This is a genomic window from Arthrobacter sp. 05L45_2 (assembly GCF_056397525.1).
Map to the genome: position 1 here is coordinate 1 of NZ_JBFTNO010000109.1, position 10,167 is coordinate 10,167.

Sequence of the window (10,167 nt, forward strand, 5' to 3'; positions counted from 1 at the left end):
CCGTCACCGCGAGCGCCTCGCCGGGCGTCATCGCGGCGGGCATCGCCGCGGTGTTCGGCGTCGCCATCATTGGCGCGCTGGTCCCTGCGCTGCTGACCGCCCGCATCCGTCCCATCGAAGTCCTCCGAGGAGAATAGCCATGATCGAAGTCAAGAACCTGGTCCGCACCTTCAAGTCCGGCGACCGCACCATCAAGCCGGTCAACGATGTGAGCTTTGAACTCGAACAGGGCACCCTCGCCTCGATCGTGGGCAAGAGCGGCAGCGGCAAGAGCACCCTGCTCTCCCTGCTGGGGGCGCTGGACAAGCCCACCAGCGGCGACGTGCTGGTGGACGGCGTGAGCCTGGCCGGGATGCCCGACGGACAGCTGACCCGCTACCGGCGCCGTGACATCGGCTTCGTCTTCCAGCAGTTCAACCTCATCCCGAACCTCTCGGCCGTGGATAACGTGATGCTGCCGATGGAGTTCGCCGGCCTCCGCAAAGCCGCCCGGGCCGAGCGCGCCCGGGAGCTCCTGGAGCAGGTGCAGCTGGACCCGGAAAAGCACACCCGCCGGATCAACCGGCTCTCGGGCGGCGAGCAGCAGCGCGTGGCCATCGCCCGCGCCCTGGCCAACGAACCGAAGCTGATCCTGGCTGACGAGCCCACCGGCAACCTCGACGAGCAGACCGGTGAGCACATCATCGAGCTCCTCAGCGCCCTGAGCCGGGACCACAACACCACCATCCTGGTGGTCACCCACGACCGTGCCCTGGCCAATAAAACGGACCGGCGGTTCCGGCTCCAGCAGGGCCGGCTCACCGAAGAAACTGCCCGGAACCACGCGACGGCGGGCACCCCCGTGTAGCGGCAGGCGGGTGAGAGGATGGCATCATGAGAGCCCCCATCGCCAACCCGTGGCTGTCCAGCCAACCCGACCAGGATCCCCGGACCGCGACGGGCGCGCGGCTGCGGTGGGGCGTGGTGGCCACCGGCGGGATCGCCGCCGCCGTCACCCGGGACCTGGCGCTGCTGGCCGACGCCGAGCTGTACGCCGTCAGCTCACGGAGCCAGGCCGCGGCGGATGCCTTCGCGGCCGACTACGGCTTCGCCCGGGCGTACGGGGACCACGACGGCGCGGCCGGCTACGAGCGGCTCCTGGCGGACGACGCCGTCGACGTCGTCTACGTCGCCACCCCCCACGCCCAGCACCACACCATCGCCCGGGCGGCCCTGCTCGCCGGCAAGCACGTGCTGTGCGAGAAAGCCCTGACCGTCAACGCCCGGGAGGCCGCGGACCTCATCGGCCTGGCCAGGGAGCGGGGACTGTTCCTGATGGAGGCCATGTGGAGCCGGTTCCTGCCCGGCACGCAGCGCGCCTTTGAGATCGCCGCGTCCGGGGAAATCGGCGAGGTCAAATGGGTGGCGGCCGACCTCGGCTTCCCGGCCCCCTACTCCCCGACGTCCCGGCTCTGGGCCCCGGCGGACGGGGGCGGCGCCCTGCTCGATATCACCATCTATCCCCTGCTGTGGGCGCTGGGCACCCTGGGCTTCCCGCAGACCGTGAGCGCCACCGGCTGGATCAACGACGACGGCGTGGACGCCCAGAACGCGTTGACGCTGGGCTACCACCACGGCGCCCAGGCGCAGCTGACCTCCTCGCTGCTGGCCCACGGTCCCCGGACGGCCACCGTGGCCGGCAGCCTGGGGTTCCTGCAGAGCGTCGGCTCCATCAACAACCCCAAGGAACTGGTGGTGCGCGTCGGCTTCGAGGAGCCGCGGACCGAGCTGTTTGATGTGGTGGGCCGCGGTTACACGTACGAACTCCGCGAGGTCACCCGCTGCATCCAGCAGGGTCTAAACGAGAGCCCGGTCATGCCGCTGGAGGACTCCCTGAACACCATGCGGCTGTTCGACGGCGTGCGCGCCCAGCTGGGAATCAGTTACCCGAACGACGCGCGCTGACCCCGGATTTCCGGGCTCTGCGGGGCGGATATTGCCGCGGGCTATGGACTCGCCGCGGCCCCCGGACTTACCCTGTAGTCCAATCGTCGAAGGGTTTCGGGGAGGTGAGTTGCGCATGGAACCTGCAACAAACTGCCCCCGTGCGCGCCGCCTCCTGCAGCGCGGGCTCCTGGGATTAGGCGCAGGGCTGGCGTGGCTGGCGCTCTCCGCGGCCTCGGCCAATGCCGCAGCACCTCCGGCCTACAGTGCGGTCTCTTCTGTTCCGGTCTCGGCCGTCGGCACCATGATCCAACTGCCCAGGGCTGACGACCCGGTAGCACCCGGCACATCTCCGACGCCGGCCGTCACTGCCACGCCGGTTGCCGCCGCACCGGTGGCACGGGTGGCACCGGCTGCCCCGGTGCCGGTACCTGCCGTCACGACGGCGGTGCCCGCCGCACCTGTGGCGCCCGCCCCGCCGGTGGCCGTGGCGCCCGCCCCGCCGGTGGCCGTGGCGGCCCCCGTGGCTGCTGTTCCGCTGCCGGCTCCGGCCGCGCCGCCGCCCACTCCGCTGAACATTGAACCGGTGCTGGCGGCCGCTCCCGTCAGCGCACCGGCCGCCAGCCTCCCTGCGGTCGAGACCGCTCCGGCGCCCGCTCCGGCGCCTGCACCGGCCAGCGACCCCGTCCCCGCGCCCGCGCCCGCCACCACCCAGGCCCCCGACCCCGTCGTGGACCCGGCCCCCGCGCCCGCGCCACCCCCTGCTCCCGGGACCGACCCAGCCCCCACACCCCCGGTCGAACCTGCTCCCGCGCCGGAGCCAGCCGTTCCGCCCACCGATCCCGTTCCGGGGGCCGGTGACGTCCCGGCCGCCCCGCCCGCGTCCGATCCGGTTCCGCCGGCTGTCGGGTCAACTCCCGGCGCCGTGCCCCCTGCCGTTCCGCCGGTCGCGCCCGCAGTGCCGCCGGCCGCACCGGTACCCGTGACCGTTCCGGTAACGATGCCGGGCCAGGCCGGGACCGTCTCCGGGCCCCTGGTGCCGGCCCGGAGGATCGCGGCCGTAACTCCGGCCCGGACGGATCGGGGGGCGGCCCAGCACCTGACGGTGCCGGGTTACCAGCAGGAACCGGCCGAGGACCCGTCGGGCTTCCTCTCGGCGAACCCCGGCTACYACGTTGTCTTCCGGACGCTCCCTGACGTCCAAGGACCCGGCACGGCGGCCGGTGCGCCCGCTGCGGGAATCAGGGCCCCCTCGGGCCAGGGTTCGGGCAGCGGCATCCCTGCCGCGCCCGCCGGCGGCGGTGAGCACCCGCTCCCTAACGGCGGAGGTACCGGGTTGCCGGCACCGAGCGCGCTCCCCCCGGTACCGGGGTCGGGGTCCGGCAACGGTGCCGCCAGCGGCCCGTCCGGGGCTGCGGCGGTGACGCCGAGCGCTTTCTTCTTCATTCCGCCCATGGGCTCAGACCCCATCAGCGGACCGCTGCAGCACGTCCATCCTGCTGTCGCCGCTGATCCCGGCTCCTCTCCTGACTAGTAGGGCCGTCCTCTGCCATTTTCCTGCGCAGAGCACGGTCCTTCGGGTTGCCATGTGCGCCCGCCGTCAGTCATTCAGGAGTTTTCCCCATGGACACCACCGTCCGCGGCCGGACAGCCGGCTTCCGTTTCCCTCTCCCGCCTAGGCGCTCCACGCCTCGCGTCGTGGTTGCCCCGCCCACGGAACGGCCGCCGTAACGCGCGGCCGCTCCGTCCAGGTCCACTGCCGCCGGAGCGAAGTCGTTGGGTCCGCTGGGGGATTCAACGGCCTCRCCGGCTCCGGCGCCGCCCCATCCCTGCGCGCGAAAGGTGGATCCGCCACCACAGACATCACCTGCATCCGGCTGGCGTCCCGCGGCCCGATACGCTGCCCGTAGTATTCATTAGGGGGCGCCGCCGCGGCGCCAGGGACAACAGACGGGAAACACGGTGGAGGCTTCGCCCAGTAAGGTCACGGCCGAGATCCTGGGCGGCCGCTACCGTTTAGGCGAAGTGATCGGCCGGGGCGGCATGGCCTCGGTGTACTCCGCCCGGGACCAGAACCTGGGCCGGGACGTGGCCCTGAAGCTCTTCGCGCCCCAATCCGCGGATGCCGACGAGCTCAAGCGCCAGCAGGCCGAGATTGAACTCCTGGCCACCCTGAACCACCCGAGCCTGGTCACGCTCTACGACGCCGGCACCGACACCCGGGTCCCGGACGAGCCCCGCCCGTTCCTGACGATGGAGCTGGTGGAGGGCCAGGACCTGCGGAGCCGGATCCGGCACAGCGAGGTCCCGTTCGATGAGCTGGCGGTGATCGGGGCCGGACTCGCCGATGCCCTGGCGTACGTCCACTCCCTCGGGATCATCCACCGCGACATCAAGCCCGCCAACGTCCTGCTCGTGCAGGTGCGGCCCGGCGAACCGCTACGCCCCAAGCTGACCGACTTCGGCATTGCCCGGATCGTGGACGGCACCCGGCTCACGGCCACCGGAACCATGGTGGGCACCGCGGCATACCTGAGCCCGGAGCAGGCCCGCGGTGCGGATATGGGCCCCGCCAGCGACATCTACTCGCTCGGCCTGGTGCTGCTCGAATGCATCAAGGGCTCCGTGGAGTACCCGGGAAGCGCCGTCGAATCCGCCGTCGCCCGGCTGCACCGCGCACCCGCCATCCCGGACAGTGTTCCCGTCGAATGGGCGCAGCTGATCAGGGCCATGACCGCCCTGGATCCCCTGGACCGGCCCGCCGCGGCCGACCTTGAAGTAGCACTGCGCCAGGCCCTGGTTTCGCCCGAGTCGCTCCCGGGCCTCCTGGCCGAGGAACGCACCCGTGTCCTTCCCGCCCCGCCGGCCCGCCCGCCCCRCTCTGCGCAGGACACTCCGGCCGACGGCAGAGGTGCCGGCGACAGCAGCACCGGCAAGAAACCGGGAACCCGCCGCCTGCCCGTACTGGACCCGGACGCGGCCCGCGCGACCCCCTCGAACGCCGCCGCCCCCTCGAACTTGGCGGGCGCCGGCGCTCCCCGGCGGACGGCACGGCCGCTGGCCCGCTTCCGGCACGCCAGGCGCCGCACCAAAGCCGCCGTCGTCGTCGCCGTTGTGGCGCTGCTCGCCGTCATCGCTGCCGCCGTCGTCCTCTCCCTCCCCCAGCCGCCCGCCGTCGTGCCCTATCCCGCCGTCACCGGCGACCTCGGCGAGCACCTGAAACAACTGCAGAAGAGTGTGGAACCATGAGCGTCGCCAGCCACCGGCCCTGGTCTGGTGTGGTCGCCGGCCCGTTGGTCGCGGTTGCCCTGATCGCGGGCTCGCTGACCGGATGTTCCGGCCCGGCCGCCGACCTCGACAGGACCGCCGCCGACCAGCTCCAGGCCCAGGTCCTGACCGTGACGAAGGACGTGGCCGCCAACAACCCGGCCGGCGCGTTGAAAGCGCTCGACGAGCTGGCGGCCAAGCTGGACGCCGCGGCTGCCGACGGGAAGGTGTCCTTCAAGCGCCACCAGAGCATCAGAACGGCCCTCGACGCCGTCCGTGCCGACCTCACGGCGAAACAGGCGGCCGCGGCGAAAGCCATCCGGGACGCCGCCGCCAAAAAAGCCGCGGCTGAGAAAGCCGCAGCCGACAAGGCCGCCGCCGACCAGGCTGCAGCGGACGCAGCGGCTGCCGCAGCAGCCGCTGCCGCAGCCCAGAACGCTCCCGTCGGCAAAGCCAAGGGAAAAAACAAGGGCAAAGGCGACCACTGACGCGCCCCGGGCTTTCGCTATCGCCCGGATCCGGCTAGCTTGGTCAGTCAGGCCGGAAACGGCCGCCCGATTTCCCGACCCGCATCCGGGCACTCGCACCACCCTTGTATCCGTCCCTTTCCACAACGGGCGGGCCGCACGCCCGCCATCGAAGGAGTGAAAGCAAGCATGGCAACAGTCCAGGAATCCATCGCCGTCAACGTCCCCCTCAGCCGGGCCTACAACCAGTGGACCCAGTTCGAGGACTTCCCGCAGTTTATGAGCGGCGTCGACGCCGTCCGCCAACTCGACGACACCACCGTCCACTTCCAGACCAGCATCGGCGGGGTCAAGCGCGACTACGATGCCCGGATCACCAGCCAGGAGCCGGACCGGCAGGTTTCCTGGGAGAGCCTTGACGCGCCGCGCAACGCGGGCACCGTGCGTTTCGAAGAACTCGGGCCGGCGGAGACCCGGGTGGACGTCGAGCTCAGCTGGGAGCCCGGCTCCGCCACCGAGAAGATCGGCGCGGCCGTCGGGCTCGACGCCCGCCAGGTCGGGGCGGACCTGGAACGGTTCAAGAAATTCATCGAGGGCCGCGACTTCGAGACCGGTGCCTGGCGGGAACGCGTCAACAACGGCGGGCTGGACGGCCAGCCGCAGGGCGCTCCCCTGCTGACCGACACCGGCTACGACGTCGTAGGCAGCGACGCCTCAATGGACACGGATCCGGACATGGCCACCGAGCCGGCCTTCGACGCGACAGCGGACCGCCGGGACTCCGAGCGCTAGGCGTCCCGCCGCGGAGCCAGGCACTCGGCCGGCGACGACGACGGCGGGTTGGGCCGCCGTCGCCGTCCGGCACTGGAAACGCCAAAGGGCGCACCGGGATCTCCCGGTGCGCCCTTTGCGTGTGGCGAACTAGCCCAGCAGCGCGAGCACTTCGCCGAACTTGGCCGAGGGGCGCATGATCGCGGAAGCCTTGGCTTCGTCCGGGCGGTAGTAGCCGCCGATGTCCGCCGGGGAACCCTGGACAGCGAGCAGCTCGCCGACGATGGTTTCCTCGTTGGAGCTCAGGGCGTCCGAGACGGCAGTGAAGGCAGCGGCCAGCTCGGCGTCGTCGGTCTGGCGCGCCAGTTCATCGGCCCAGAACTTGGCCAGGTAGAAGTGGCTGCCGCGGTTGTCCAGCTCGCCGGCCTTGCGCTTCGGGGACTTGTCCTCGAGCAGGAAGGTGCCGGTGGCGCGGTCCAGGGTGTTGGCCAGGACCTGGGCGCGGGCGTTGCCCGTGGTGGTGGCCAGGTGTTCGAAGCTGACGGCCAGGGCCAGGAATTCACCCAGGCTGTCCCACCGCAGGTGGTTTTCCTTGAGCAGCTGCTGGACGTGCTTCGGGGCCGAGCCGCCGGCGCCAGTCTCGAACAGGCCGCCGCCGTTGATCAGCGGAACGATCGAGAGCATCTTGGCGCTGGTGCCGAGTTCGAGGATCGGGAACAGGTCAGTGAGGTAGTCGCGGAGGACGTTGCCGGTCACCGAGATGGTGTCCTCGCCCTTGCGCAGGCGGTCCAGGGTGAAAGCCGTGGCCTCGTCCGGGGCCATGATCTCCAGCTGCAGGCCCTCGGTGTCGTGGTCCTTGAGGTATTCCTCSACCTTGGCGATCATCCGGGCGTCGTGCGCGCGGSCCTTGTCCAGCCAGAACACGGCCGGGGTGGCGGAGGCGCGGGCACGGGTGACGGCCAGCTTGACCCAGTCGCGGATCGGCACGTCCTTAGTCTGGCAGGCGCGCCAGATGTCACCCGGGGCGACCTGGTGCTCGATCAGCACGGTGCCGGCGTCGTCGATGACCTGGACGGTTCCGGCGGACTGGATCTCGAAGGTCTTGTCGTGGCTGCCGTATTCCTCGGCGGCCTGGGCCATAAGGCCGACGTTCGGGACGGTGCCCATGGTGGTCGGGTCGAAGGCGCCGTTGGCGCGGCAGTCGTCGATGACAACCTGGTAGATTCCGGCGTAGCTGCTGTCCGGCAGGACGGCGAGGGTATCGGCTTCCTGCCCGTCGCGGCCCCACATGTGGCCGGAGCTGCGGATCATGGCCGGCATGGAGGCGTCGACGATCACGTCGGAGGGCACGTGCAGGTTGGTGATGCCCTTGTCGGAGTCCACCATGGCCAGCTCGGGGCCGTCGTTGAGGCCCTTCTGGATGGCGGCTTCGACGTCGGAGCGGATCTCTTCGGGGAGGTCCTCGAGGCCGTTGAGGATGGAGGCGAGGCCGTTGTTGGGGCTCAGTCCGGCCGCGGCGATCTGCTCGCCGTAAGTGGCGAAGAGGTCCGAGAAGTAGGCCTTGACGACGTGGCCGAAGATGATGGGGTCGGAGACCTTCATCATGGTCGCCTTCAGGTGCGCGGAGAACAGCACACCTTCCTCCTTGGCCCGGGCCACCTGGGCCTTGAGGAATTCATCCAGGGCGGCTGCACGCATGACGGTGCCGTCGATGACCTCGCCGGCGAGCACCGGGAAGGCCCGCTTGAGGACCTTGACCGTGCCGTCTTCCTTGACCAGCTGGATCTTGAGGTTCGTGTCGGCCCCGATCACCACGGACTTCTCGTTCGAGCGGAAGTCATCGGCGACCATGTGCGCGACGTTGGTCTTGGATTCCGGGGTCCAGGCGCCCATGCTGTGCGGGTTCTTGCGGGCGTAGTTCTTGACCGAGAGGGGTGCGCGGCGGTCGGAGTTGCCCTCGCGGAGCACCGGGTTCACGGCGGAGCCCTTGATCTTGTCGTAGCGGGAGCGGATGTCCGTCTCTTCGTCCGACGCGGGGTTGTCCGGGTAGTCCGGGAGCGCGTAGCCCTGGCCCTGGAGYTCGGCGATGGCGGCCTTCAGCTGCGGCACCGAGGCGCTGATGTTGGGCAGCTTGATGATGTTCGCTTCGGGCTTCTTGGCGAGCTCGCCGAGTTCGGCCAGGGCGTCGCTGACACGCTGCTCTTCGGTGAGGTAGTCGCCGAATACGGCGATGATGCGGCCGGCTAGCGAAATGTCGCGGGTCTCCACTTCCACACCGGCCGTCGACGCGAACGCCTCGACAATCGGCAAGAACGAATAGGTGGCCAGCATCGGCGCTTCGTCGGTGTGGGTATAGATAATCTTGGCCATTGCTCGGGCGTCTCCCTGAAAGTCTGCGGATATCCGGAAATCTTGTGTTATCTCAACGGCTCTAACTTACCCGAGGTGGCCGCCTCGGCGCCTATCGGGGACGGACCGCCCCGGACCTGTGACTCGGGGGCCCGTCATGACTCCCCGCAATGCCGGTGTGACAGAATTTGACAAACTGCTTTACATGTTCGTCAAGTTGACGTAGTTTCATACCCATCACAGCGGCCCGCCTCCCGGCAGGCCGCACCGCACTTAGCCCGGTTAGGACACCCATGAGAACATCCAAGACTCTGGCCACCAGCCTCCTGAGCCTCTCCGCCGCCGCACTCCTGGCGGTCAGTGCGGTCAGTGCCGCCGGCGCGGCCACCGCCGCCCCGGCCAAGGCACCGGCAGGGACGTCGAACGTCAGCAGCCACGCCGTGAGCGACGGCGCCACGGCCGACTACTGGACGGCGGAACGCATGCGCACCGCGATTCCGGGCGATGTGCTGGCAGCCAAAGCCGTGGCCCGCGGGGCCAACTCGACCGCCCACCGGAACGTCGAAACAGGCGCCCCGGCCAAGGTGGAAGGCACCGCACCCACCCCGCAGGCCAAGCAGGTCCAGACCAAGGCCAACGCCAGCGAGACCCCAGTCAAGCACATCGGCAAGGTGTTCTTCACTCTGGGCGGCTCCAACTATGTCTGCTCGGGCAACTCTGTGACGTCAACCAACAAGAGCACCGTCTCCACCGCCGGCCACTGCGTTAACGAGGGCCCCGGCGCCTTCGCCACAAACTTCACCTTCGTCCCGGCCTACCTCAACGGGTCCGCACCCTACGGCAAGTGGACGGCCAAGACCCTGTACGCCCCCACCCAGTGGAGCTCCGGCGGCGACATGACCTACGACACCGGCTTCGCCGTGATGAACCCGCTCAACGGCAAGTCCCTCGCCGACGTCGTCGGGGCCTCCGGTGTGCAGTTCAACGCCGCCCGCGGCCTGACGTACAAGTCCTTCGGCTACCCGGCCGCCCCGCCGTTCAACGGAGAATCCCTGAAGAGCTGCAGCGGCACCGCCACCAACGACCCGTACAACCCGCAGTTCAACACCCAGGGCATCCCSTGCRACATGACCGGCGGATCSTCSGGCGGSCCKTGGTTCATCGGYACCAGCTCCTCSGGCTACCAGAACTCSATCAACAGCTACGGCTACGGCAGCAACTCGACCACCATGTACGGCCCGTACTGGGGCTCGGTCATCCAGCAGGCCTACAGCGCCGCAGCGGCTTCCTAGGACTCTTCATCCTGAACGGAGTCTTCATCCCAGCGAAATCCCACTGAAATCCCACTAGGAAAGGAAAAGGCAACGCGGGGCCACGTGCCACCCATCCC

Annotated in this window: 8 protein-coding genes; 7 read left to right on the plus strand and 1 reads right to left on the minus strand. The window is 69.7% G+C overall.

The genetic code is table 11. The features are described 5' to 3' along the window. Nucleotides 1–139: 139 nt before the first annotated feature. From AC1DHD_RS09890 to AC1DHD_RS09915, 6 genes are all read left to right on the plus strand, one after another. Nucleotides 140–847 carry an ABC transporter ATP-binding protein gene (locus AC1DHD_RS09890; RefSeq protein ID WP_476879546.1) on the plus strand — a complete coding sequence of 236 codons (708 nt, stop codon included), beginning with the start codon at nt 140–142 and terminating at the stop codon, nt 845–847. 26 nt (nt 848–873) lie between these two features. Then, nucleotides 874–1,944 carry a Gfo/Idh/MocA family protein gene (locus AC1DHD_RS09895; RefSeq protein ID WP_476879547.1) on the plus strand — a complete coding sequence of 357 codons (1,071 nt, stop codon included), beginning with the start codon at nt 874–876 and terminating at the stop codon, nt 1,942–1,944. 115 nt (nt 1,945–2,059) lie between these two features. Continuing rightward, entirely contained in the window at nt 2,060–3,457 is a 1,398-nt protein-coding gene (locus AC1DHD_RS09900; protein ID WP_476879548.1) for a hypothetical protein, read from the plus strand. Between the two features lie 428 nt (nt 3,458–3,885). Further along, nucleotides 3,886–5,172 carry a serine/threonine-protein kinase gene (locus AC1DHD_RS09905; RefSeq protein ID WP_476879549.1) on the plus strand — a complete coding sequence of 429 codons (1,287 nt, stop codon included), beginning with the start codon at nt 3,886–3,888 and terminating at the stop codon, nt 5,170–5,172. Then, a complete protein-coding gene (locus AC1DHD_RS09910; RefSeq protein ID WP_476879550.1) occupies nt 5,169–5,678 on the plus strand; it encodes a mucin-associated surface protein in 510 nt (169 codons plus the stop codon). The genes AC1DHD_RS09905 and AC1DHD_RS09910 overlap by 4 nt, the downstream gene beginning before the upstream one ends. Before the next feature lie 168 nt (nt 5,679–5,846). Further along, on the plus strand, nt 5,847–6,449 hold the full coding sequence (locus AC1DHD_RS09915) for an SRPBCC family protein (RefSeq protein ID WP_476879551.1): 603 nt from the start codon (nt 5,847–5,849) through the stop codon (nt 6,447–6,449). Nucleotides 6,450–6,578: 129 nt separating this feature from the next. On the opposite strand, the gene AC1DHD_RS09920 is transcribed toward AC1DHD_RS09915, so the two are convergent. Beyond that, a complete protein-coding gene (locus AC1DHD_RS09920) occupies nt 6,579–8,798 on the minus strand; it encodes an NADP-dependent isocitrate dehydrogenase (protein ID WP_476879552.1) in 2,220 nt (739 codons plus the stop codon). Nucleotides 8,799–9,070: 272 nt separating this feature from the next. On the opposite strand from AC1DHD_RS09920, the gene AC1DHD_RS09925 reads away from it, so the two are divergent. Continuing rightward, complete coding sequence (locus AC1DHD_RS09925; protein WP_476879553.1) at nt 9,071–10,069, plus strand: trypsin-like serine peptidase; 999 nt, start codon at nt 9,071–9,073, stop codon at nt 10,067–10,069. Nucleotides 10,070–10,167: the final 98 nt, after the last annotated feature.